Below are 24,175 nucleotides of genomic sequence, written 5' to 3' on the forward strand. Positions count from 1 at the left end.
GACCTCGAGCCGCTGCTGCGCGACCGGCTCGGCGACCAAGGGAGCCGGGTGGCCGCGGCGCGCGCCCTGGCCCGGCTCGGCACCCCGGTCGCGGACCTGACCGACTTCCTGGTCCGCGGCGTGACCGGCTACGCCGGCCGCGACGGGCTGGTCACGATCCTCGAACTGCGCGCGGTACGGACGATCCCCGCCCTGGAAGAACTCATCGCGGCCGACGACCGCCTCCCCGTCCCCGGCTCCGTCGACGACGTGGTCTGGGCCGACGAACTCCTGGCCGAGCGCATCCATGCGACCGTCGCCTTGCTACGCGCCGGCTGACGCGGCCATCAGGGCGTCGCCGCCTCCGCGGCCGCTCGGGCCTGCAGCAGCGCGTGCACCTCGGCGATGTCGGCCGGCGCGGTCTTCGAGGCGCGCCAGAACATGAACCCGGTCGGGATGAAGAACACCTGGAACGCGGCGAGCCCGATGGCCAGGTTCGCCGGTGGCGGGAAGCTGCGCGCCAGGGCCGCGAACACCGCACCGACCAGCCCGTTGCCGGCCGCCCGGCCGACCCCGTTGACGAGGTTGACCAGGGAGTACACCGTGCCGCGGTGTTCCGGCGGGTTGACGTCGGCGATGAGGGCGAACCAGTTCGGGGCGTTCGCCGAGGTCAGCGCCAGGGCCACCAGCGCCAGCAGGAACGCGCCGAGCAGGCTCGGCGAGGTGAACAGCGACCCGAACACGAGGGCCGCCGCCGAGCCGCCGTGCCCGGCCGGCTCCGGCAGCCGCAGCGGGGCGAAGAACAGCAGGACGTACAGCGGTACGCCGGCCAGCATGCCGATCGCCGCCACCTTGGCCCGCCCGCCCGGATCGCGCCGCTGCCAGCGGTCCCCGAGCAGCCCGCCGACGATCGACAGCACGCCGCCGAGCTGGAACAGGATGGTCAGCAGCCCGCCGATCTGGATGGCGGTGTTCTCGTCGTACCCCTGCGCCTCGGCCCGGGCCTGGAAGAGGCGCGGCAGCCACACCAGCGACCCGAACGCGGCCTGCGCGGTGAGCCCCTGCAGCACCAGCCACAGGTTCGTCCGCCGCGCCGCGATCCCCGGCAGGTCGGCCCGGGAGATGCGATGCTCGTATTCCACCCCGGAGGCGAAGACGGCGGCCAGATCCGGCTCGCTCTGCCCGCGCCGGATGTCGGCCGTGGTGAAGTACGCGATGCTGGCCGCCACGCCGAGCCCCGCCAGCACGTAGAACGGCGTCCGCCAGTCTTTCCCGCCCAGCTGGCTGGCCACCAGCACCCCGGCGAGCGTGCCCACCCCTTGCGAGAGCCCCCACAGGCTCATCACCAGCCCCCGCCGCCGCGGCGAGATGAGGTCGCTGACCACGGAGAAGCCGACCGACCCGACGGCCCCGAGCCCGATCGCCGCGAACAGCTGCGCCGCCAGAAACCCCCAGTACCCACCGGCGAGCACGGTCCCTCCGGTCCCGACCGCCCAGATCAGCGTGCCGATCATGAGCATCGGCTTGCGGTCGGTGCGGTCCCCCGCGTAGGCCCAGGCGACCGCGGCCACGGCGGTGAAGAGGTAGCTGATCGCGGTGACCACCCCGAGCGCCCCTTCGGGCACCCCGAGATCCCGGCTGATCGGCGAGTACAGCGGCGGCACCAGGCCGATCGCGACGTTGTCGAGCGAGGCCAGGATGATGAAAACGACCACGCTGTACACCCGATGCACGCCAACACCCAACCATCACCGGCCGCGTTTGGCCAGCTGAACCAACATTGACTCGGGCCGCGTCACTTGCAGACCGTTGCTCCCGCCAGACACCGGTCGGGCCTTGCCGGCCCTCCCTGCCACGTCCGCGGTGCCAAGCCCCTCAGCCGAACCAATCGGCAAGGCTAGGGTCCTCCCAGACTCGCCCGCTCCACCCCGTACCGATAATCCTGATCCTGGAACACCTGCCGCTAACAGGTGGTCCACGTGGTCAGGCTCGGCTGCCAACCACCGGACGCAGTCCATGCTTTGCAGTAGTAGAGGCCGGTCGTCCCCAGGACCTTCAGTGCAATCCAGTCCGAGTAGTAGTTCAGAAAGACAAGAGGATCGGCACTGTTGAGCTGTTGCCCGGTGTTGATGGTGACCGAGCTTCGGCCGATCCCGCCAAGGTCGCGCCAACTGGTCCAGCTGGAGTTGTTACCGGGAATTGATTGATAACTGTCGTAGATGTGGTCATTGGTGCCGACAAGGAAATACTGACCGTGGTTGTCAGGCCATCCGACATAAGTGACGGTGTATTCGCAGATGTAGGATCCCGCTGGCATCGGATACCAGGTGGAGCACGTCGAGGCGGACGCCGCCGTGGGCGCTGTCAGGACGATGCTCGCGACCAGTGCCGCGCTGAGCGCCAGCCCCGTGAGGACTCGTCTGGAACGGTTCACGGTTCTCCCTTCCATCATCCGCACGTCGGAGCCGTCGCCGCGCTGACGAAACAGGCCCGCCACAACGCTTTCCCCGCTACCAGCCGCGGCCGCGGCTTCCAGGCATGGTGAGTAGCCCATGGCAGCATGAAAAGTCGACAATTGTCAATGCCTGACCGGAAAGGGCCCGCCGCCGGCACACGCCCGGTCACTTCCGCTGGCGTGGTGTATGAGGCCGGCGCCTGATCGTGCTGGTGATGTCAGACCGGCAGGCCACCGCCGCAGGCCGGACGTCGATGGCCACCGGCGAGGCGCGGCGGTCATCGCGCCCGGCCGCGGCCGGCGCGGCGGGGCGGACGTTGCGGATGTCTCGCCCCTCGGGCGCAACATCCGGTCTGCCCGGCGGTCTGCCCGGCCGGGGTGGACGCAATGTATCCGTGATCATGATGCTCGTGGTGGCCGCCGCACGGGTTTTTCATGATCCCGGAGACTTGTGGTACACGGGGGTACATCGACACTCCGTGATCATGAAAAACCGTTGGTGTCGGTGCCCGATGCGCATGATCGCGGAAACTTCCTGTCCGCTGCGCCGTGCTTGGCGGCGTGCGGCGCCTGACGTTGGGGACGTGATCGCCGAGCGGGCCGGCCCTGGGCGTCGGGACGCGCAGGCCGGGCACCGCTGACCGTCAGTGGTGCCGGTTCCTGGGCGGCGCCGGTCGGCACGGGTGCGGGCGTAGCAGGGCGGGCTGCGGGCTGGCCACGCCGACCGCACGCCGAGCACCACGGCCGTGCCGGTGCCGGTGCGTCGCGGCACGACATGGTCACCACGCGCCGCGCAGCACCACCGCACAAGCAGGCACTGCCACCACCGAATTCTGGCCACCTCATACACAACGCCGGCGGACGTGACCTCCAACTGGCGGGCATGGATGGATGTCACACCACGCCGGTGAGTGTCAGCGCGAACGCCGGCCCCGACTGTGCGGGCTGCCAGCCGCCGGTCAACGCTTCGCGGATGCCCGTCGCCACTGTTGCGGGACGCACGGGCGGCTCGGCAGTCCGATCCAGTTGCCCGGATGCGCACACGGCAACGAGACAACCAGCGGAGCGCCGGGCTTCTCGGCGAGCTTAAGCGCTTGGACAACGGGCCGGGTCACGTCAGTTGCCGAAGGCGCGAGCGTGGCTGGGCGAGGTGAAGTTCACCACCGGCTGGCCGGCCAGGCCCGCTTTGAGGGTGTACGCCACCGCGTTGTTGATGACCGGGTGCGACATCGACTTGTCGGTCTGCGGATTGTCCGGGTCGGTGAGGATGCCGGCGACCGCGAGCTGCTTGGTCATCGCGACGAACGTGGCGCTCTTGCCGCTGTCGGTGGTGCCGGTCTTGCCCGCCACCGGGCGGCCCACGTCGCCGCGGACGCCGGTGGCCGTGCCACCGTTGGGGCAGGCGTTGAACGCCGACTGGTCGCCGACCGGGCAGCGGGCCATGTCCACCGCCGCGCGGGCGACGTCGGGGTCGACGACCTGCTTGCACTGCGGGCTGCCGGCGTCGATCTTGTTGCCCTTGAGGTCGCGGATCTCGACCACCGGGTCCGGCGCGCAGTACGTGCCGTCGGCGGCGAGCGTGGCGTAGGCGTTGGCGAGGTCCAGCGGGGTCGTGTCGGACACGCCGAGCGTGAACGCGCCCCACAGCTTCGGGTCCTTGGCCAGCGACGCGTCGACCGGCGAGCGGAACTGGATGCCCAGCCGCTTCGCCACGTCGACCGCGTGGTCGGCGCCGACGCGCTGCTCGAGCGGTACGAAATAGGTATTGAGCGACAGGCCGAACGCCTGCCACATGTTGAACTGGCCGGTCGGGTCGCCGCCGGAGTTCTTCGGGCACCAGTGCGGGCCGTTGCAGGCGGCCGGGTTGCTGGCGTCGATCGGATAGTCGGAGACGAACTGCGCCTGCACGTCCTCGGCGTGGCTCAGCGGCCACCCGGCCTCCAGCGCCGCGACCGCGGTGAACATCTTGAACGACGAGCCGGCCTGATAGCCGGGCACGTCCGGGCCGCCGGTGATGAGCGGCACGGTCGTGTTGGGGTAGTTGCCCTTCTGGCCTTTGCGCTTCGGGTTGGTGCTGGGCCCGTTGGCGCTCTGGTCGTTGCTGAAGTTGCGGTTGGTCGCGAGCGCCTGCACGTGCCCGGTCCCGGGCTCCACCGCGGCGACCATGACCGCCTCCGGGTTGCCCATGCCGACCTTCTCGCCGGAGCCGACGTTCGGCTGGTCCTTGGCGTACTTGAACGCGGCCGCCTGCGTCTGCACGTTCAGCGAGCTGATGATGGTGTATCCGCCGGAGCGCAGCTTGTTCTCCCGCTCGAACGGGTCGGCGCCGAACGCCGGCTGGTCCCCCCACCAGCGGCGCAGGTAGTCGCACAGGAACCCGGCGCCGAGGTCGGGCCGCTGCACCGACTCGCACCCCTCGGGCGTGCGCTGCCCGACGATGGTGAGCTTGGTGGCCTGCGCCTCGGTGCGCTGCTGCGGCGTGATGTACCCCATGGTCACCATCTGGTTGAGCACATACGTCTCGCGGGCGATCGCCCGCGGCAGCCCGTCCTCCGTCGCCGGGTCGTTGGTCGAGGGCGCCTTCACCAGCCCCGCGATGAGCGCCGACTCGGGCAGCGTCAGATCCTTCGGGTCCTTGCCGAAATACACGTGGGCGGCGGCGTATATGCCGTAGGCACCGTGCCCGAACGACGATATGTTCAGATACCGCTCAAGAATCTGCTGCTTGGTGAGCTTCTTCTCCAGCGCCATGGCCAATTTCATCTCGCGCAGCTTGCGATCGGGCGTCTTCGCGGTCGCGTCGACGACCTCCTGCGGCGTCTTTGCCGAATATGCGGTCACCTGCCGCACATATTGCATGGTCAGCGTCGACGCACCTTGCTGGTCGCCCCCGTTCTCGTTGTTGACGAACGCCCGCGCCACACCCTTGAGGTCAACCCCGTGATGCTGGTAGAACCGCGTGTCCTCGGCCGCCACGATGGCCTGCGTCATGAACGTCGACATGTCAGATATCGGCACGTCGCGCCGATTCTCGTCGTACATCATGGCGAGCAACGTCTTGCCGTCGGACGCGTAAACGTAGGATATCTGCGGCGCCGGCAGCACATCGAGATCGGTCGGCAGCCCTTCGAACGAGTCGGCCCCACTCTTGGCGGTCAACCCGGACACCGCCAGCCCCGGGAACACCGCGGCCGCCACCACCACCCCGGCGAACAGCCCGCACAACAGCAGGGACGCAACGGCTTTCATCGCAACGGTCGGACGCAGACGCACCTTATAAGCCCTACCCTGTGACTCGCCCGGCGACACGTGAAAAATGACACCGGGATCTATGACAACCAAAGCGCGGCTTCGCCGCAAAAGCCACAAACCTGTTCTGACTCGGGCCGCGTCACTGACAGACCGTTGCTCCCGCCAGACACCGGGCCGGGGCCCAGCATTCGCTGGCCCTGGCCCTGCCAGGCCCGCGGTGCCAAGAGCGAAGCCGTCCTGCCAAGTCGGCAGCCGTCGTCCCGAGAGTGTCGCACCATGACGGTATGGCCATCCCCATGGGCATGGGCGTCCGCGACGTGGCATCGCCACTGACCGCCCAGATGCTGCTCCCGCCGGACCCCGACTGCCACTACGTGCAGTTCGCAAGCCCGTTGTCCGACCCGGAGTACCGCGCGCTGGCGGAGTGGCTCGAGCGCTATCCGACGGTCATCCTGCGGGCCTACGGCGACGGCACCGGCACCGACCTGGGCTTCCTGCGGCACTTCCCCAACGTCCGCGCCTTCCGCGCCGATGCCAGCTACCGCCTCCTGACCAGCCTCGACGGCCTGCGCCACCTCCCGCCCGACCTGCGGCACCTGGGCCTCGGCCAGACCGCCAAGCGGTTGTCCCTCGCGCCGCTGTCCCGGTTCACCGCCCTGCGCCGCCTGTACCTGGAGGGCCAGACCCGCGACATCGACGTCATCGCCACCCTGGACACGCTCACCAGCCTGACCCTGCGCTCGATCACGCTGCCCGACCTGTCGCTGCTGCAGCCACTGACCCGCCTGCGAGCGCTCGACCTCAAGCTCGGCGGCACCAACAACCTGCGCCTGCTGCCCCGGATCGGCGCGCTGCAGTACCTGGAACTGTGGCGCATCCGCGGCCTGCACGATCTGGCCCCGGTCACCGAGCTCCCCGAACTGGAGCACCTGTACCTGCAGTCGCTGGGCCGGGTCAGGACCCTCCCGTCCTTCGCCGAGTCCGCCGCCCTGACCCGCATCGACCTGTTCGGCATGAAGTCGGTGACCGACCTGCGCCCGCTGCTGAGCGCCCCGGCGCTGACCCGGCTGACCCTGTTCGACATGCCCCAACTGCAGCCCGCCGACGTCGCCGTCCTGGCCGCACACCCGACCCTGCGGCAGCTCAGCATGTCGCTCGGCAGCCCGCGCAAGAACGACGCCGCCCACCGCCTGCTCCCCCTGCCACCGGTCACCGACCACGACCGCCACCCGTCCCTCGAAACCCCAAACCCGTAGCGCCGCACCTCGACCACACGCCGACCACCGTCGCCGGGCGCCGGAACCGAGGCGGCGGCGCACGTTCTCTCCGCGATCATGCACGACGCCCGGTCGACACCACCGCACCGGCGGCGGCCAGCGCCACGCGGGAACCGGCACAACCGGCCGCCATGCTCGCCAGCCGCCGCGATGCCCGGCATGCGCGTCCCAACGCCGCGGCGGGCACGATCCGCGATCACCTCCCACATAGCGGGCGCGGCACGCCGCGGAGCGCGCCACAGCGACCAGAAGTCTCCGCGATCATGCACTACGCGCCGCCGACACCACGGTTTTTCATGATCACGGAGTGCTGATGTACACCCGTGTACCACAAGTCTCCGGGATCATGGCAAACGCGGTGTGCGGCCACCGCGCACATCATGATCACGGAGACATACTGCCGCCCAGGCGGCGCCGATCGGCGGTCGGCGCGATGGCCGCCTGCCGCCGGACATCAACCATCACGATCAGGCGCTGGTCACCTCATACACCACGCCGGCGCGGACGTGGCCTGCAGGAAGGCCCGCTACCGCCGGGGCGGTAGCGGGGCATCCCGGCGGATCAGGCGAACTGGGACAGCAGCGCCGCCGGGGCGGGTTGCACGTCCGCGTCCGCCGGCTTGCTGATCGAGACCGGCTTGCCGAAGTCGCTGAACGTCGTCGTGGACGTCGTCGCCGGGACCTGGCCGGCGGCGGGCATCTTCACGGTCAGCGCGGTGAGGTAGCCGTCGGCGCCGACCGTGGCCTCGAACGGCACCGACTTCGCCGCGTCGCCCATCTGCTGGAGCATCGCGGTGCTGGCCTCCGGGAGGTTGCGCTTGGTCATGTCGAACGTGCCCTTGTAGCCGCCCGGGCCGTCCCGCTCGACCGTCGCGATCGCGTCGGCCAAGCCTTTGACGTTGGCCGGGTCGTCCGGGCTGCCCAGGCCCAGCTTGCTCAGCGACGTCTTGGCGCCGTCGATGTACAGCCACTTCTTCGGGTCGATGCCAGGGAGCGGCACGCTGAGCTTCAGGTACACGTCGGTGCCCACGACGACGAGGTCGGCGGTGATCTGCGTGCCCTGCGCGCTGATGGTCATCGAGCCGCTGGCGGCCTTCTTGACCGGGTCGCTGGAGCCGTTCAGCTTGGTGGTCGCGACCGTCCCCGTTTCGGTGTTCGCCGTGTAGGCGAGGGTGACGGTGTTGAGCTTGTTGAACGCGTTGATCAGCTCCGTGCGCGCGTCGGCCTGCGGTGACGCCGCCGCGCTGGCCGATCCGCCGGCCGCCGGGGCGGTGCCGCCGTTGTCCTTTTTGTCCCCGCAGGCGGCGGTGACCGTGAGCGCTCCGGACAGTACCAAGGCAAGCAGCAGACTTCTGCTGGTTTTCATCGGATTCCTCCCGTTGGCGGCCCGCGCCGCCACGGCGAGGGTAGCCACGCCGCGCTACCCGGGGCCCGACGCTGTCGTAGCCCCTCAGCGGGACCGGCGGGTGTTGAGCCGGGCGGCCTGGCGGGTCAGGTGGTCGCGTTCGGCGAGGTTGGGGGCCTGCCGGGCGGCCTCGGCGTACAACCGGGCCGCCGTGGCCAGGTCGCCGTCGCGCTCGTGGAGGTATGCCGAAACCGCGGTGTGGCGGGGCAGCGTGTCGTCCAGCGCCGCGAGCGCGGCCAGCCCGGCGCGGGGTCCGTCGGCCTCGCCGACCGCCACGGCGCGGTTGAGCCGGACGACCGGGCTGTCGGTCAGGCGTACCAATTCGTCGTACCACTCGACGATCTGGACCCAGTCGGTCTCCTCGGCGGCGGGCGCGTCGGCGTGGAGCGCCGCGATGGCGGCCTGGGCCTGGAACTCGCCCAGCCGGTCACGGGCGAGGGCGGACTGCAGGATCTCGACGCCCTCGGCGATCAGATCGGTGTCCCAGCGGGCGCGGTCTTGTTCGGCGAGGGGTACGAGGCTGCCGTCGGCCGCGGTGCGGGTGGCACGCCGGGCGTGGTGGAGCAGCATGAGGGCGAGCAGCCCGGCCACCTCCGGGTGGTCGATCGCGGCCGCGAGCTGCCGGGTGAGCCGGATGGCCTCGGCGGCGAGGTCGACGTCGCCGGAGTAGCCCTCGTTGAACACCAGGTAGAGCACGCGGAGCACGGTGGCGACGTCGCCGGGCCGGTCGAGCCGCGCGCCGGAGACGGTGCGCTTGGCCCGGCTGATGCGCTGCGCCATGGTCGCCTCGGGCACCAGGTACGCCTCGGCGATCTGGCGGGTGGTCAGCCCGCCGACCGCGCGCAGCGTGAGCGCGACCGCGGACGACGGGGTCAGCGACGGGTGGGCGCACAGGAAGTACAGCCGGAGCGTGTCGTCCACCTCGGCCGCGGGCCCGGGCGCCGGCTCCTCGTTGACGAGGTCCTCCCGCCGGCGCCGGGCGGCGTCCGCCCGGGTCGCGTCGAGGAACCGGCGCCAGGCCACGGTGACCAGCCAGCCCTTCGGGTCCCGCGGCGGGTCGCCCGGCCAGGCGCGGACCGCCTCGACCAGCGCGTCCTGCACGGCGTCCTCGGCCGCCGCGAAGTCAGCTCCGCGGCGGACGAGGATCCCGAGCACGTTCGGCGTGAGGCTCCGCAGCAGGGCCTCGTCCATCGCAGCGGTCACTCCGTGATGGTGGGCGGCGCGGCCAGGAACGGGCGCACCTCGAGCCACTCGTGGATCGGCTTCCCGCCCGCACCGGGAGCGGCCGACAGCTCCCCGGCCAGCTCGACGGCGCGCTCGTAGCTGTCGACGTCGATCACCATCCACCCGGCGATGAGATCCTTGGTCTCGGCGAACGGCCCGTCGGTGACCGGCGGGCGCCCCTCCCCGTCGTACCGGACGAACGTCCCCTCGGGGGCGAGCGCCTGCCCGTCGACGAACTCGCCGGTCTCCGTGAGCCGGGCCGCGAAGTCGTGCATGTACTGCACGTGCGCCGTGATCTCCTCCGGCGTCCACCGGTCCATGGGCACGTCGTTGACCGGAGCCGGGGCGCCGCGGTAGTGCTTGAGCAGCAGGTACTTCATCGTGGTTCTCCTCGGTGCGGGTGCGACCCATTCTGGTCACATTCACCGCGGGGACGGAGCCGGTCCCGGGTTCTCGACATCACCGCCCAGATTTTTTCGGATGAGCAGGGTCAGCTCGCCGCCAGGACCCGTTCCAGCGTGGCGTAGCCCGCCGCTTCCCAGGTCGGCTTGCCCCCGGGCAGACCGAGCCGGCCGTTCTTCCCGATCCAGATCAGGCCCAGGGCGCGCAGGACGGCCCAGCCGCGGGCCCGGGTGACGGTGGCCTCGTCGGCCCGCTCGTAGGCGTCGAAGAACCGGCTCGCCGCGCCGGCAGGCAGCAGGATCCACGCGGCCGAGAGATCGGTCGCGGGATCGCCCGCGCACAGCTCGCCGAAGTCGATCACCCCGGCGAGTACCCCGTCATGGACGACCACGTTCGCCGGGTGCAAATCGCCATGCAGCCACAGCGGCGCGCCCTGCCACGCGGGCGCGGCGACGGCCTGCTCCCACACCGCCCGCGCAGCGGCGGCGTCCGCGTAGTCGGCGATGACCTCGAACCAGCGGCCGGACCCCGGCAATCCGGCCAGAGGTACGCCCCGCGCGGGGTTGGCCGGGGCGTCGGCCGGCGCCCGGTGATGCAGCGCCTTGAGGAACTCCGCGAGGATCTCGGCCGCCGCGATGCGGGTGATCGGCGCGCGATCGGCCGGCTCACCCTCGACCCAGCGCGCGACCGTCCAGGTGTGCTCGAACAGCCGCGACGGCCGGCCGATGCGCACCGGGGTGGGCGTCGGCAGCGGCAGGCGCCCGGCCAGCACCGGCAGCCACGTCTGCTCCGTGCGCAGCAGCGCCGGCGCCCGCTCGGTGCGCGGCAGGCGCACGGCCAGCTCCTCCCCGAGGCGCCACTGCTGGTTGTCCCAGCCTCCGCTGACATCACGCAGCGCAAGGTCCGCGAGATCCGGATGCTGATCCCGCAGCAGCGCCCGCACCAGGTCCTGCCCGAACCGCAACTCGTCCATCGAGGCCACTCCCAGTTCGACGCCGGCCGCTAAATCCATCGACGTTGCCGGCCCGTCGTGTGATCCTGCCCGGATGATCGATGGGCTGCGGCACCGGCCGCCCGGTCCATGATGTGGCATCCGGCGTCCGTGCGCGAACCCGCACCACGGCACAGACCCGTGGGCGGGCTGCTGCGGACACGAAGCTTCGGCCTGCTGTGGATCGGGCAGTCCACCAGCGCGGTCGGCTCCGCGATGACGACGGTGGCGCTCCCGGTCCGCCATGTGGGCGCTCGCCGTCCTCTACGTCGTCGCCCCGGTGCCCCTGCTCGCCACCGAGGCCCGCACGCTGCGCGACTTCCCGGCCCAAGGCACGCCAACCGCTGTTCCGTGACGCACCGCAAAGCAAGGCGTCAGTCGGCGGTCATCGCTTCCTCCTTGGCAAATCATTGAACCTGGGCCCGGGTTGTGCGCATCACCCCGGTGGAGCCCAGTGAGGGAGGCGGCTGTTGCGCACCGAGCAGGAGCATGAGTACGTCCAGTATGTGCAGGCCCGGTTGCCGTCGCTGCGACGGACCGCGTACCTCGTGCTGGGCGACGGCGACCGGGCCGACGACGCGGTGCAGGACGCGCTGACCGTGCTGTACCGGCGCTGGGGACGGCTCACCGAGGTCGCGAGCCTGGACGCGTACGTGCACACGATGGTGGTCCGGGCCTGCCTGGCCTACCGGCGGCGCAGCTGGTCCCGGGTGCTGCTGCGCGGCGATCCGCCGGACTCGGCGGTCGATTCCGGCAGCGGCCGGGTCGACGACCGGCTGGTGGTCCGCGCGGCACTGGACCGGCTGCCGGTGCGGCAGCGGATCGCGGTGATTTTGCGGTACCTCTGCGATCTGCCGGTCGCCGACGTCGCCCGGGTGCTCGGCTGCTCCGAGGGCACCGTCAAGAGCCGCACCCACCACGGGCTGCGGGCCCTGCGGGCCGCCCTCGGCGAACACTCGTCCGCGCCGGTTCCCACCAGAGGGAGGCAATCATGATCGAGGACACCTTGCAGCGGTACGCCCGGCAGGACGTACCCCCGTCCCGGCTTCAGGCGGCGGACGTGCTGGTCGAGGCGCGCCGCCGCAACCGGCGCCGGACCCGGCTGACGGGCGCCGTGGCGGGCGCGGCGACGGTGCTGGCCGCGTTCGGCGGGGTCGCGGTGGTGCGCGCCGTCGTCACCGCGCCGATCGCGGCGGCCGGAGCCGGCTGCACCGTCGTTCAGTTGGAGATTCCGGGGGGTACCTCCGGTGGCGTGGTCGCCAGCGGGATCGACCCGTCCGGACGGTACGTGATCGGGAAGACCGGCGCCCGGGACGCGCCACGGGCGGTGCTCTGGACCGATGGGATCCCGGCGGTACTGCGCGAGGCGTTCACGCCCCAGGCGGTCAACGCGTCCGGGGTGATCGCCGGCTTCACCGGCCCGGACCGGCACGGCGGCGAGGCGCAGCAGCGCCCGGTCGTCCACGACGGCACCCGGCTCGTCCAGCTGCCGCTGCCCGACGGCGCGACCGGCGGCGCCGCATACGCGGTGAACGGCCACGGCGACGTTCTCGGCACGGCGGTCCGCGCCGACGGGTCGCCGATCGCGGTTCGCTGGCGCACCGGCGGTACCGCCGCCATCGTGACCACCGTCGCGGGAGCGTCCGGACTCGGTCTCACCGACGACGGCGTGGCGGTCGGTTTCGACCTGCCCAACCCGCACCCGCTGCGCTGGGCCGCGGACGGCGTGACGACCGCGCTGCCGGTGCCGCGCGGGGCCGAGTCGGCCACGGCGGCGGCCGCCGCGGGCGACTGGGCCGTCGGCGACGCGACGCTGCCCCCGACCGGCAGCAAGGACGACCTGACGGCGGAGGCGGCGGTGCGGTGGAACCTGCGGACCGGCGCCGTCGAGCTGATCCCCGGCGTCGGCGGCCACCGGGTCAGCGCGAGCGGAACGGTCGCCGGCACCACCGGCACGGGCGCACCGGCGCTGTGGCACGGCGGCCGGATCTTCACGCTCCCCCTGCCCCCGGGCGCGGCGCAGTTCAACGTCACCCTGTCCGGCATCACCGCCGACGGGCACGGCCTGGCCGGCGGCGTCGAGATCTCGGCGGGCCCCATCGCCACCTCGGGCCCGAACGGCGACCCGGTGGTGAGCGACCGGACGGTACCGGTCCTCTGGCACGGGTGCTGATCGATGTCCGGCCGGCTACGGCGTGTCGTGGATGCGTCGCAGCGCCGCCGCCGTGCTCCGCGGCCGGGCCGGCTACCGCACCGCGTTGCGCAGGCGGATACCGCTGAACCCCACGGTGCTGGCGACCACCGCGTCCCAGAACGTCCACAGGTTGTTCAGCACGCGCAGCTGGATGCCGGCCCGCGCGTGACACTCGAACAGGTCGCCCACCGGCTCCGCCGGGCCGAGCGGCACGACGGGCTCGACGGCGACGTGGGCGTGCGGCTCGGGGGTGCCGAACGGGCGGAAACGGTCCGCCGGCAGCCGGTAGGCGAACAGCCGTACCTCGCGCATCGCCGTCAGCCAGCCGTACTCGACGGCATGGACCCGGTCGCCGCAGCCCGTCCCGATGATTCGGTCGCGGTCGGCGGCCGAGGTCGTGTCCCGGACCCAGGCCATCGCCCGCGGACACTGGCGCGGGAACCAGTAGCCGGGCGCGCGGTCGTGGTCGACGGCCCAGACGTACGCCTCGGGCTGCCGGGCGGTCGCGGCCACGTGCGGCACGAACCGGGTGATCGTCGGGTCCTCTGAGAAGTGCAGCACCTGCCCGGGTTCCGGTCGCATCAAGCCGTCATACGCCAGCGCCTCACCCAGCACTGAACCGCCCTGGGGGCCAAACCTGAGAAGAATCACAGGTTGTACCCCTAAGGAACGGCTTTCAGGTGCAGCCCGGATAGTCGCCGGGGTGCACGTTCCGTAGTCTCGGCGACGTGACACTCATCGAGACGCGTGCGCTGACGAAGCGCTACGGGGGTGGCGTCACCGCCCTGTCGGATCTGACCCTGGCCGTGCAGCCGGGGATCATCGGGCTCGTCGGGGCCAATGGCGCCGGAAAGTCCACCTTTATCAAGATCATGCTGGGCCTGCTCCAGCCGACCGCCGGTGAGCTGCGTGTCCTCGGGCTTGACCCGACCACGCGGGCCGAGGAGGTGCGCGCGCGGGTCGGCTACATGCCCGAGCACGACTGCCTGCCGACCGAGGTCTCCGCCGCGGAGTTCGTGACGCACCTGGCACGCATGAGCGGCCTGCCGGCCACCGCCGCCCGCGAGCGCGCCTCCGAGGCGCTGCGCCACGTGGGGCTCTACGAGGAGCGGTACCGCCAGATCGGCGGCTACTCGACCGGCATGAAGCAGCGGGTCAAGCTCGCCCAGGCCCTCGCACACGACCCCGACCTGCTGTTGCTGGACGAGCCGACCAACGGCCTCGACCCGGCCGGCCGTGACGCCATGCTGGAGCTGGTGCACCGCATCGGCACCGAGTTCGGCATCTCCATCGTGGTCTGCTCCCACCTGCTCGGCGAGGTCGAGCGCATCTGCGACTCGATCGTCGCCATCGACGGCGGGCGGCTGCTGCGCTCGGCCACCGTCGAGGACATGACGACCAGCCGCGACGTGCTCACCGTCGAGGTCAGCGAGGGTGTCGAGCAGCTCACCGCGCGCCTGGCGGAGCTGGGCATCCCGGCCACCCGTGACGGCCTCGCGCTCAGCGTGCCGCTGGACGGCGAGGACGTCTACGACCGCATCCTCATCGCGGTCGCCGAGCTGGACCTGCCGCTGCACCGGCTCGACCAGCGCCGGCACCGGGTCGCCGAGCTGTTCCAGCCGCCGGCCGTCACCTCACCCGTCACCGTCGCTCAGGAGGCCGGCCGTGGCGCCGCAGACTAGTGTCATTCATGACATCGGCTATCAGCGGTACTCCGGGCCGCGCCTCGGCCGGTGGTACGCCAACCGCTCCCTCTACGAGCACAGCGTGCGCAGCGCCTTCGGCATCGGCCGCGGCGCCAAGGCGAAGGTCTTCCCCTGGATGATCATCGGGATCGTGCTGCTGGTCGCCGTGGTCGTGATCGCGTTCCGCTCGATCAGCGGGCAGACCCTGATGACCTACCGGCAGTACGAGGCCGGCCTGAGCTACCCGGTGATGCTCTTCCTGGCCATCGTCGCGCCCGAGCTGGTCTCCCGCGACCTGCGCGACCGCACGCTGCCGCTGTACTTCTCCCGGCCGCTGGCGCGCACCGACTACGCGCTGTCGAAGTACGCCGCGCTGGTCACCGCGGTCATCCTGCTGCTCGGCGTGCCCCAGCTGCTGATCTACCTCGGCGCCGTGTTCACCCGCACCGACGGCTTCCACGGCGCCTGGCTGGAGCTCGGCGACCTGGCCCCGGGCCTGGCCGGCGCGCTGATCCGGGCCTTGGTGCTGGCCGCCATCTCGTTGCTGGTGGCCTCGCTGACCAGCCGCCGGGCGTTCGCCGCCGCGTTCATCGTCGGGGTCTTCCTGATCACCTCGCCGATCGTGGGCATCCTCAGCGTGCTCGGCAACGACACGGTGAAGAACCTGGCGTTCCTGGTCAACCCGATGTTCCTGCTGCTGGCCCTGGAGCAGTGGGCGTTCGGCGTGGAGAACAACAACGGGCTGCCCCTGGGCGACTACGGCCCGGTGTACGGCGCCGCCGCACTGATCCTGCTCGGCGGGGCCGTGGCGCTCCTGCTGCAGCGTTACCGGAAGGTGGCCGCCTGAGATGAGCACCGTCGATCTGCAGCACGTTTCGCGGTGGTACGGCAACGTGGTGGCGGTCAACGACGTCACCATGACGCTCGGGCCGGGCGTGACCGGCCTGCTCGGCCCGAACGGGGCCGGCAAGACCACCCTGCTGCACATGATGTCCGGGTTCCTCGCCCCGTCGCGCGGCACGCTCACCGTCGACGGCGCCCCGGCCTGGCGCAACCCCGACGTGTACCGCACCCTCGGCCTGGTCTCGGAGCGCGAGAGCGTGCACGGGTTCCTCACCGGCATGGAGTTCGTGGTCGCCAGCGCCAAGCTGTTCCGGCTCACCAACCCCGAGGAGGCGGCCCGCCGGGCGCTCGCCCTCGTGGAGATGGAGCCCGCGCAGGACCGGCGGATCGAGACGTACAGCAAAGGCATGCGCCAGCGCATCCGGGTCGCCGCCGCCCTGGTCCACGAGCCGAGCGTGCTGCTGCTCGACGAGCCGTTCAACGGCATGGACCCGCGGCAGCGCTTCCACATGATGGACCTGCTGCACAAGATGGGCGACGACGGCCGCACGGTGCTGTTCTCCTCGCACATCCTGGAGGAGGTCGAGCAGGTCTCCGGCACCGTGCAGGTGATGGTGGCCGGCCGGCTCGCCGCGTCCGGGGAGTTCCGCACCATCCGCCGGCTGATGACCAACCGCCCGCACGTCTTCACCATCCGCTCCAGCGACGACCGCCGCCTGGCGGTCGCCCTGATGGCCCAGGAGTCGGTGGCCGGCGTCGACATCGACGCGACCGGCCTGCAGGTGCGCGCCTCCGACTACGGCACGTTCACCCGCGCGCTGCCGCGCGTCGCGCTCAAGGAGGGCGTGCGGGTGCGCCGGCTGCTGCCGGCCGACGAGTCCCTGGAAAGCGTCTTCTCCTACCTGGTGGGTGCCCGATGAACGCCACGATCGCGATGATCACCACCCGCGGCCTGCTCGGCCGCCGCCGGATCTGGCTGCTCGTGCCCATGCCGCTGCTGCTGATCGGCCTGGCCCTGCTCGCCCGCGGCGTCGGCGCCGAGCCGGCCGAGTGGGGCGAGGCCGTCATCGGCGGTCTGGGCTTCACCGCGGTACTGCCGGTGATCGCGCTCATCATCGGCACGGGCGTGCTGGGCTCGGAGATCGACGACGGCACCATCACCCACATCCTGTCCAAGCCGATCCCGCGCTCGGAGATCATCTTCACCAAGCTGTTCGTCGCCACCGGCGTGACCGCCCTGTTCGCCGGCATCCCGCTCTTCGTCGTCGGCCTCATCGCTGGCCAGCCCGCCCTGGCCTTCGCCCTGGTCGTCGGCGCGGTGATCGGGTCGCTGGCGTACTGCTCGCTGTTCCTCATGATGAGCGTGCTGACCCGCCGCCCGGTCCTGGTCGGCCTGGCCTACGTGGTCCTGTGGGAGGGCGTGCTGGGCAACATCCTGAGCGGCACGCAGAAGCTGTCGGTGCAGCAGTACGTGCAGGCGATCGTCGACGCGCTGGCCCCGACAGACCTGCTGCACGGCAACGTGGCGGTACCACTGTCCTGCGTCATGGCCGGCGTGTTCGTCGTGCTCTCCACGGCCTACGCCGTGCAGCGCCTGCGCACCCTCTCGGTCGCCGGCGAGACCGGCTGACCGTCCCCGAAGCCCCGGACCTCACACCGGTCCGGGGCTTCGCCGCGTCACCCAGGCCAGCATCGCCGCCCAGTCGTCCGGCGACGGCGTGTGGCCCGCGTCCTCGCCGATGCGGACCTCGGCGCCGGGTACCCGCGCGGCGACCAGCGGCGCGTCGAGCACCGCCGCCATGCCCGCCGTCGACCAAGCGGTGCCCGGCCTGCGTGTGCCAACGCCCCGGGGCGGGCACGATCCGCGACGCGGTTCCCGCACGCCGGGCGCTGCATACCGCGGAGCACGGCACAGCGACCGGAAGTCTCCGCGATCATGCTGCACCCGGCCTCGGCACCAAGGGTTTTTCATGATCGTGGAGTGCTGATGTACCCCCGTGTACCGGAAGTCTCCTGGATCGAGGCAAACCCGGTGTGCGGCCGCCGCGGACATCATGATCACGGAGACATACATCCGCCCCTGGTCCTGCTCCGCCCGGGCCGGGCCGAGCCGGTCGGCGGGTCAGTAGCGGGAGCGGGACACGAGGGTCTGCAGGCGGGTCGACCTGCCCTCCAGTTCGCCGGCGGCGTCGCGGGTGTCGTCCACCGTGGAGGCGGTGCGGCGGGTCGCCTCCGACACGTCAGCGATGGTGGCGGCGATGGCGCCGGCGCCTCGACGACGACCTGCGGCGCTTCGGCCCCGACGACCCGCGCGCGGGCGCCGCCGCGGCCGAACTCGACCGCGTGCCCGCCACCGAGGTCAAGTCGCTCCTACTGCGCCCGGCCGGCGGGTCCCGCCCAAAAGTTCGTACCCGGAGTACATCACCCTAGGCGGATTCTAGGGTAAATATGCCGGTTGACCAGGGACCGTGGCCTGCCTATCGTCCGCATACGAACGAATTTGGCAACGGGGGTCAACCGAGGAGCTGAGACGGCATGGGTACCGAGCGGATTCGTCAGTTCTACGTCACTGCGGCCGGCCCCGGAATGTATGTGGAGCAGTGGGGATCGTCCGGGGCTTCGCCGGGCCGGATCGTCTTCGTCCACGGCGGCGGCCACACCGGCGTCTGCTGGACCCAGCCGCCCGGCGGCGAGCAGGGCTGGGCGCCCTACTTCGCGGGGCTCGGCTGGGAAGCGTACGTCGTCGACTGGCCGGGCGTGGGGCGCTCCGGCTACGGGCCCGACTTCGCCTCGACCGGCGCCGCGGCCATCGTCGACGCCGTCGAGCAGCTCCTCGTCGAGGTCGGCCCGAGCTTCCTGATCGGGCACAGCATCGGCGGCGCGGTGGCGCTGAAGGTCGCGGACCGCCGGGCGGAGCTGGTCCGGGGCATCGTCGCCGCGATGCCCGGTGTCGTCGGCAACGTCCCCTTCGACGTTCCGGCCGCCGACGAGTCGCAGCCCATCTTCGTCTCCGAGGAGATGGCCCGCTTCATGTTCGCCGCGAGCGAGCGGTTCCCCGCCGACGACTTCGCCGGCTACTTCGGCTCGCTGGTGCCGCTGAGCCCGCGCGTCTACAACGCACTGGGCGCGCGGACCGGTGACGACCTGGTCCTGGAGCACCCCGACGCGGTGCGGAGCGTGCCCACGCTGCTGCTCGCGGCCGACACCGACGTCGTGGCCACGCGCCCGTCGACGGAGGCGCTCGCGGAGTTCCTGAAGATCGATCACGTGGTACTGGGGCCGGACTGGGGCCTGCCCGGCTTCGGGCACATGGCCCCGATCGAGCGCGGGACGGGCGAGATCGCGGCGCGGGTCGCGCGGTGGATCGACGGCCACACGACCCGCTGAGCGGTGCACCGCCAGGCGGGCGGCGTCAGGCTCCGTCGCGCTCGGCGAGCGTGCGGCCGCCCACGGCCCACAGCGGGGCGGGAACCTCGGTGACGATCACCCTGATCGTCGGCAGCGGAGCCTCGACCGCCTCGTGCACCGCCCGGGTGACCGAGCGCACCAGGGCGGTGAGCTGCTCGGGGCTCCGCCCCTGACGAAGGCTGATCTGGACCAGCGGCATCTTGTGCTCCTGCTTCCGGCCGGGGAGATCATCTCCCAATACGAAACGGGCTCTTGGAATCCGAGAGCAACGTATGGCATAGTGCCGGGTATGGCAACCGTCGGGAGTGGCTCCGGAGCTGGGCGAACCGTCGTCAACGCGGGCGACGGGGACGGCGCCGCGGACGGCCCGGGGCAGCGGTCCGCCGGGTCGCAGATCGCGGTGATCGGCAAGGCGGCCGCGGCGATGGAGGCAATCCTGGAGTCGTCCGGCGGACTCACCCCGTCCGAGCTGGCCGGCCTGCTGCCCACCAACCTCAGCACCGCGTTCCGGCTGCTGGTCTCGCTGGAGCAGGCCGGCTGGGTGGATCGCGACGACAAGACCGGCCGCTACCGGCTCGGCGTGAAGCTGCTGCAGTATGGCGACGCGGTGCGCGAGGGCAACGGGTTGATCATGCGGGCCGAGCCCATCCTGCTCGAGCTCCGCGACGAGGTCGGGCAGACCGTCTGTCTCTCGGTGCGGTCCGGCTGGGGGGCCCTGCTCCTGCACCGGCTGTCCGGGCCGGCCGTGGACGTCGTGGCCTGGAAACCCGGCAACCGCCTGCCGTATTACGTGGGCGCCGGCCCCCTCGCGCTGCTGGCCGCCCTCACCGACGACGACCTGGCCACGTATCTGGACCTGCCCGAGGAGCGCCACACCCGGCACGGGGCGCTCACCGCGGAGCAGCTGCGCGAGGAGGTCCGGCTCACCCGCGCCCGCGGGTGGTCGCTCAACGACGGTGCCCTCACCGAGGGCATCTCCTCGATCGGCGTGGCGGTGCGCACCCGCGCGGGCGCGCCGCTGTGCGCCATCTCGCTGGCCGGCCTGTCGAGCCAATACCGCGGACAGCGGCTCGACGACATGGCGGCCGCCCTGGTGAACGCGGCCGGGCGGCTCGCCCGGGACCTCGCGATCGCGTAACGACTCCCAGAGCCCGCCCAGCTCTGGCACACCCCACGGAGGAGGGCAACGATGCCTGTGGATCTCGACGTGCGCGAGGCCCTGCTGACGACCGTCACCGCGCTGTGGTTCGACATCGACCACCGCAACGGCGCCAACGCGGCCGGCTTCTTCACGCCCGACGCCGAGCTGCGCTTCTCCGCCGCCTCGTTCCGGGGAACCGCCGCCATCGAGGACGTCTACGCCAACCGCGCGGCGCGCGGCCCCCGGGTCTCCCGCCATATCGTGACCAACCTGCACGTCATCGAGCATCGCCTGCACCGGGCGCGCGCCGTGTCGGTGCTGCTGCTGTTCGCCGAGGACGGCGAGGCGCCCCGGCCGTCGACCGCGCCGACGCTGATCGCCGACGTCTACGACCAGTTCGAGCATCGCGACGGCCGCTGGCTGATCGACAGCCGCCGCATCGAGAACCTCTTCATCGATCCGGCAACGCAGCTCGCCGTCCCCACGAAATAGCGATCCGAACGCCATCCGCCCGGACGCTATCCAGATCGTTTGTATACGTTCTATATCCATGATGATCGTTCACATGTGGCATATAGCCGCAGGTAATCATCTAGCCTTCGAATCGTACTGATACGGAAGGTGCGCATGTCTGCAGGAATCGTGGAAGCGTCGAGCGCGCCGCGACCGCCATCGTTCTTCGAGCTCAACGGCCAGCACGTCGCGGCCGGCGTCTCGGTGGGGCAGCGCTCGTGGAATGTGCGGGCGCAGAACTGCTGCGCCGTCGTCTCCTGGCTCGCCGAAGGGGAGACCCTCCAGCAAGAAACGACCGAGGACGAGCACGCGATCCTCGTGTTCGACGACAGCGCCGTCGAGGTGGACGCCGGTCCCGCGGGACGCGTGATCGCCGAGGCCCCCGCCCTGGTGATCGTGCCGGCGGGCCGCGCGACGGTGCTCGCCCGGCGGGCCGGGTTCGTGATGCGGGTCTTCACCTCGCGCGCGAAGGTCGTCGCGAGCGCCGTGAACGACGCGGACTACCGGACCGCCGACCCCGCCGTCGCTGCGCTACCGCCGAAGCCCGTCGAGCCCGGGCCGGGATCGCTTCGGGTCCACCCGATGTCGGACGTCGCCGAGGAGCCGGGCCGGCTCGGCCGGATCTTCCGCACCGACTCACTGATGATCAACTGGTTCGCGCCGCAGCCGGGTCCGCGCGACACCGCCCGGCTGACGCCCCACGTTCACGACGACTTCGAACAGGTCTCCGTCACCGTGGCGGGCGAGTACGTGCACCACGTGCGCCGGCCCTGGACCAGCCGGCTCGGCGAGTGGCGCCCGGACGAACACGTCCAGTGCTCCAGCCCGTCGGTGACGGTGATCCCGCCCGGCAACGTCCACACGACCCGGGCCGTCGGCGAGGGCCTGCACGTGCTCGTCGACGTCTTCGCGCCGCCGCGCCCGGACTTCGTGGAGCGCGGGTGGGTGCTCAACCAGTCCGACTACGCCGGCGCCGCGCCGGTGGACGATCGCCGCGCCGCGGCGGACCTGCTGGCCGGCTACGGGCCGCGGGAGGCGGAGCTGCCGGTCGTCGACGGCATTCTGCACGCGGACCTGCTGCCCGAGGTCGCGCGCTGGGAGCTGTCGGCGGCCCTGCGGCACTACCGCGATCCGTTCGTGGGGGTCACCACTGACGGCGTGGTCGCCGAGGGCCTGTACCGGCTCGCCGGCACCGGCGCCTCGGCCAAGCCGGCGGTCGACGCGGCCCGCGGCTTCCTCGCCGCGCTCGAACAGCACCAGCGGCTCGTCGCCCAGCTGCCCATGGACTCCCCGGACTGGCGCCTGTGGACGAACGCGTTCCCGGTGTGGACCCCCAAGGGCATCCGGCTCGATCGGGTCACCGCCGTGCAACGCGACGCCGCGCTCGCGCTGGTCGAGGCCAGCCTGAGCCCGGACGGGTTCCGCGCCGTGCGCGACGCGATGCGGCTCAACGGCGCCCTCGGCGAGCTGGTCGAGCGGTACCGCGACAGCCTGACCGAGTTCACGTACTACCTCACCGTGTTCGGCGATCCCCAGCCGTCCGAGCCGTGGGGCTGGCAGCTGATGGGCCATCACGTGGACGTGCACTGCGTCTTCGTCGGTTCCCAGCTGGTGCTCGCCCCGGTGTTCCTGGGTGCCGAGCCGACCTTCGGCATTCGCGGGCCGCACGCCGGGGTGCGCGTGCTCGACCTGGAGACGACGCGCGGTCTCGCCCTGCGCCGCGCCTTGGGCGCCGGCCAGGAGAGCGCGTTCCTGCTGGGCGACTCCCTGCGCTCGGCGGACCTGCCGGCCGAGCTCGGCGGCCCGTTCAACGGCCGCCACCTGGCCGGCGCGGGCCGCGACAACCTCGTGCTGCCGTACGAGGGCGTCCGCGGCGACGACCTGACCCTCGACCAGCAGCGGCTGCTGCGCGATCTCGTGGACGTCTACGTCGGGCGGCTACCGGCGGAGCACGCCGAGCGCAAGCGCCGGCAGGTTCACGACCATCTCGACGAGACCTACTTCGCGTGGCGCGGCAAGGCCGGCGATACGGACGCCTTCTACTACCGCGTCCACTCGCCCGTGCTCCTGGTCGAGTACGACAACCACCCCGGGATCTTCCTGAACAACGAAGAGCCCGAGCGGTTCCACGTCCACACGATCGTGCGCGAGCCCAACGGCAACGACTACGGCAAGAGCCTCCTGGCGCAGCACTACGCCAGGTACCACTCGTAACCAGAAAGGAAGACCGGTGACTACAGTTGCCCCGCCGGCTCCCGCCACCGAGGCGCCGAGCCCGTTCCAGTCCGGTCCGGGGACTCCGGCCGGCCGGTACCTGCGCAGTTACTGGCAGCCCGTCCGGCTGTCCGAGGATCTGCCGCGCGGCCAGGCGCAGCCGCTGGCGGTCATGGGCGAGCGGTTCACGCTCTACCGCGGCGCCAACGGACGTGCGGTCGTGATGGCGCCCGGGTGCGCGCACCGGCTCACCCGGCTCTCGGTCGGGACGGTGGAGGACGACGCCATCCGCTGCCTGTTCCACGGGTGGAAGTTCGGCCCGGATGGCCAGTGCCTCGAGGCGCCGGGCCAGAGCCCTTCGCTCGTCAGGCGGACGTCGGTCAAGACCTATCCCACCCGCGAGGAGCACGGCCTGATCTTCGCCTACTTCGGCGACGGCCCCGAGCCGCGATTTCCCGACATCGCCGGGTTCTCGCGCACCCACGGCCGCGACATGATGTCGGCGCTGGTCGTGGACAACAGCACGTACCGGCGAAACTGCAACTACTACATCAACGTCGAGAACGCGCTCGACATCGCCCACGCGCCGTTCACGCACCGGCTCTCCGCCGACCCGACGGCCACCGAGGTGGGCTTCGCGACCAAGGTGGGCGTCATCCGCGACATCACCGTCGAGCGCACCGCCATCGGGGTGCGGGTCAGGGAGATCGACGACGAGGGCCTGCCCACCGAGTCGATGGTCATGCTGCCCAACGCGATGCACCTCATCGTGGGGCAGCGCAACGGGACGCTGGAGCAGATCGCGTGGCGGGTCCCGATCGACGACGACGCGCACATGAGCTTCGCGATCACCGCGCTGCACACCGACGAGGAGGGCGCGCGCCAGTATGCGGCGTACCGGGCCAGGCAGCGGGAGCTCATCGCGAAGTACCCCCCGACCGAGGAATGCGCCGAGCAGATCCTGCGCGGCGAGAAGACCCTGCGGGACTTCGTCGATCACCCACTGCTGGTGAACATCGAGGACCACGTCGCCCAGATGGGCATGCGGTTCATCGCCGACACGGGCAAGGAGAACCTCGCCCAGTCGGACAAGGGCGTCATCCAGTTGCGCCGCATGTTCATGAGCCGGATCTCGGACTTCCTCGCTGGTGCGCCGTTCGGCGACAGCGAATGGTGACCACGGCCGGGTCGCG

The 24,175-nt window shown here is 71.4% G+C and carries 23 protein-coding genes; 13 read left to right on the plus strand and 10 right to left on the minus strand.

Annotated features, from left to right (window positions below; translation table 11 throughout):
• The first annotated feature begins 48 nt into the window (after positions 1-48).
• Positions 49-318 carry a hypothetical protein gene (locus ACQPXD_RS41225; protein WP_432827962.1) on the plus strand — a complete coding sequence of 90 codons (270 nt, stop codon included), beginning with the start codon at positions 49-51 and terminating at the stop codon, positions 316-318.
• A gap of 8 nt (positions 319-326) precedes the next feature.
• Here the strand turns inward: ACQPXD_RS41225 and ACQPXD_RS41230 are convergent, their stop codons facing one another.
• The 3 genes from ACQPXD_RS41230 to ACQPXD_RS41240 all read right to left on the minus strand — a co-directional run bounded on the left by ACQPXD_RS41230 (position 327) and on the right by ACQPXD_RS41240 (position 5,683).
• Positions 327-1,724 carry an MFS transporter gene (locus ACQPXD_RS41230; RefSeq protein ID WP_432827964.1) on the minus strand — a complete coding sequence of 466 codons (1,398 nt, stop codon included), beginning with the start codon at positions 1,722-1,724 and terminating at the stop codon, positions 327-329.
• Between the two features lie 218 nt (positions 1,725-1,942).
• Entirely contained in the window at positions 1,943-2,533 is a 591-nt protein-coding gene (locus ACQPXD_RS41235; RefSeq protein ID WP_432827966.1) for a hypothetical protein, read from the minus strand.
• A 1,017-nt stretch (positions 2,534-3,550) separates the two neighbouring features.
• Positions 3,551-5,683, minus strand: a complete 2,133-nt coding sequence (locus ACQPXD_RS41240) for a transglycosylase domain-containing protein (RefSeq protein WP_432827968.1) — start codon at positions 5,681-5,683, stop codon at positions 3,551-3,553.
• Between the two features lie 287 nt (positions 5,684-5,970).
• Between ACQPXD_RS41240 and ACQPXD_RS41245 the strand changes: the two genes are divergently transcribed.
• Entirely contained in the window at positions 5,971-6,942 is a 972-nt protein-coding gene (locus ACQPXD_RS41245) for a hypothetical protein (protein WP_432827970.1), read from the plus strand.
• Between the two features lie 582 nt (positions 6,943-7,524).
• Here the strand turns inward: ACQPXD_RS41245 and ACQPXD_RS41250 are convergent.
• From ACQPXD_RS41250 to ACQPXD_RS41265, 4 genes are all read right to left on the minus strand, one after another.
• Entirely contained in the window at positions 7,525-8,328 is an 804-nt protein-coding gene (locus tag ACQPXD_RS41250; protein ID WP_432827972.1) for a hypothetical protein, read from the minus strand.
• An 84-nt stretch (positions 8,329-8,412) separates the two neighbouring features.
• Positions 8,413-9,558, minus strand: coding sequence for an RNA polymerase sigma factor (locus ACQPXD_RS41255; protein ID WP_432844146.1), 1,146 nt, complete (start codon positions 9,556-9,558; stop codon positions 8,413-8,415).
• An 8-nt stretch (positions 9,559-9,566) separates the two neighbouring features.
• Entirely contained in the window at positions 9,567-9,971 is a 405-nt protein-coding gene (locus ACQPXD_RS41260) for a YciI family protein (protein ID WP_432827974.1), read from the minus strand.
• Between the two features lie 110 nt (positions 9,972-10,081).
• Positions 10,082-10,966 carry an aminoglycoside phosphotransferase family protein gene (locus tag ACQPXD_RS41265; protein ID WP_432827975.1) on the minus strand — a complete coding sequence of 295 codons (885 nt, stop codon included), beginning with the start codon at positions 10,964-10,966 and terminating at the stop codon, positions 10,082-10,084.
• 488 nt (positions 10,967-11,454) lie between these two features.
• Here ACQPXD_RS41265 and ACQPXD_RS41270 point away from each other — a divergent pair, with 488 nt between their 5' ends.
• Complete coding sequence (locus ACQPXD_RS41270; protein WP_432827977.1) at positions 11,455-11,979, plus strand: SigE family RNA polymerase sigma factor; 525 nt, start codon at positions 11,455-11,457, stop codon at positions 11,977-11,979.
• Positions 11,976-13,157, plus strand: a complete 1,182-nt coding sequence (locus ACQPXD_RS41275) for a hypothetical protein (RefSeq protein ID WP_432827979.1) — start codon at positions 11,976-11,978, stop codon at positions 13,155-13,157. The genes ACQPXD_RS41270 and ACQPXD_RS41275 overlap by 4 nt, the downstream gene beginning before the upstream one ends.
• Before the next feature lie 72 nt (positions 13,158-13,229).
• On the opposite strand, the gene ACQPXD_RS41280 is transcribed toward ACQPXD_RS41275, so the two are convergent.
• Positions 13,230-13,760, minus strand: coding sequence for a DUF6886 family protein (locus ACQPXD_RS41280; RefSeq protein ID WP_432827981.1), 531 nt, complete (start codon positions 13,758-13,760; stop codon positions 13,230-13,232).
• Between the two features lie 146 nt (positions 13,761-13,906).
• On the opposite strand from ACQPXD_RS41280, the gene ACQPXD_RS41285 reads away from it, so the two are divergent.
• The 4 genes from ACQPXD_RS41285 to ACQPXD_RS41300 are packed head-to-tail and all read left to right on the plus strand — an operon-like array spanning position 13,907 to position 17,336.
• Complete coding sequence (locus ACQPXD_RS41285; RefSeq protein ID WP_432827983.1) at positions 13,907-14,860, plus strand: ABC transporter ATP-binding protein; 954 nt, start codon at positions 13,907-13,909, stop codon at positions 14,858-14,860.
• The gene (locus ACQPXD_RS41290; protein WP_432827985.1) at positions 14,844-15,710 is read left to right on the plus strand and encodes an ABC transporter permease; all 867 of its coding nucleotides are present in this window, start codon (positions 14,844-14,846) and stop codon (positions 15,708-15,710) included. The genes ACQPXD_RS41285 and ACQPXD_RS41290 overlap by 17 nt, the downstream gene beginning before the upstream one ends.
• Before the next feature lies 1 nt (position 15,711).
• On the plus strand, positions 15,712-16,626 hold the full coding sequence (locus ACQPXD_RS41295; RefSeq protein ID WP_432827987.1) for an ABC transporter ATP-binding protein: 915 nt from the start codon (positions 15,712-15,714) through the stop codon (positions 16,624-16,626).
• Positions 16,623-17,336, plus strand: a complete 714-nt coding sequence (locus tag ACQPXD_RS41300) for an ABC transporter permease (RefSeq protein WP_432827989.1) — start codon at positions 16,623-16,625, stop codon at positions 17,334-17,336. The genes ACQPXD_RS41295 and ACQPXD_RS41300 overlap by 4 nt, the downstream gene beginning before the upstream one ends.
• A 21-nt stretch (positions 17,337-17,357) precedes the next feature.
• Here the strand turns inward: ACQPXD_RS41300 and ACQPXD_RS41305 are convergent, their stop codons facing one another.
• Entirely contained in the window at positions 17,358-17,507 is a 150-nt protein-coding gene (locus ACQPXD_RS41305; protein ID WP_432827991.1) for a hypothetical protein, read from the minus strand.
• A gap of 734 nt (positions 17,508-18,241) precedes the next feature.
• Between ACQPXD_RS41305 and ACQPXD_RS41310 the strand changes: the two genes are divergently transcribed.
• Positions 18,242-19,093, plus strand: coding sequence for an alpha/beta fold hydrolase (locus tag ACQPXD_RS41310; RefSeq protein ID WP_432827993.1), 852 nt, complete (start codon positions 18,242-18,244; stop codon positions 19,091-19,093).
• A 25-nt stretch (positions 19,094-19,118) separates the two neighbouring features.
• On the opposite strand, the gene ACQPXD_RS41315 is transcribed toward ACQPXD_RS41310, so the two are convergent.
• Complete coding sequence (locus tag ACQPXD_RS41315) at positions 19,119-19,313, minus strand: 2-hydroxymuconate tautomerase (RefSeq protein ID WP_432827995.1); 195 nt, start codon at positions 19,311-19,313, stop codon at positions 19,119-19,121.
• A gap of 90 nt (positions 19,314-19,403) precedes the next feature.
• Between ACQPXD_RS41315 and ACQPXD_RS41320 the strand changes: the two genes are divergently transcribed.
• The 4 genes from ACQPXD_RS41320 to ACQPXD_RS41335 all read left to right on the plus strand — a co-directional run bounded on the left by ACQPXD_RS41320 (position 19,404) and on the right by ACQPXD_RS41335 (position 24,159).
• The gene (locus ACQPXD_RS41320) at positions 19,404-20,252 is read left to right on the plus strand and encodes an IclR family transcriptional regulator (RefSeq protein WP_432827997.1); all 849 of its coding nucleotides are present in this window, start codon (positions 19,404-19,406) and stop codon (positions 20,250-20,252) included.
• A gap of 51 nt (positions 20,253-20,303) precedes the next feature.
• Entirely contained in the window at positions 20,304-20,747 is a 444-nt protein-coding gene (locus ACQPXD_RS41325; protein WP_432827999.1) for a nuclear transport factor 2 family protein, read from the plus strand.
• Between the two features lie 135 nt (positions 20,748-20,882).
• Entirely contained in the window at positions 20,883-22,982 is a 2,100-nt protein-coding gene (locus ACQPXD_RS41330; RefSeq protein WP_432828001.1) for a DUF3500 domain-containing protein, read from the plus strand.
• 16 nt (positions 22,983-22,998) lie between these two features.
• The gene (locus ACQPXD_RS41335; RefSeq protein WP_432828003.1) at positions 22,999-24,159 is read left to right on the plus strand and encodes a Rieske 2Fe-2S domain-containing protein; all 1,161 of its coding nucleotides are present in this window, start codon (positions 22,999-23,001) and stop codon (positions 24,157-24,159) included.
• The last annotated feature ends 16 nt before the right edge of the window (positions 24,160-24,175 follow it).

The sequence above is a fragment of the Dactylosporangium sp. CA-092794 genome (assembly GCF_050948465.1).
In the GTDB taxonomy this organism is placed as follows: Bacteria; Actinomycetota; Actinomycetes; order Mycobacteriales; family Micromonosporaceae; genus Dactylosporangium.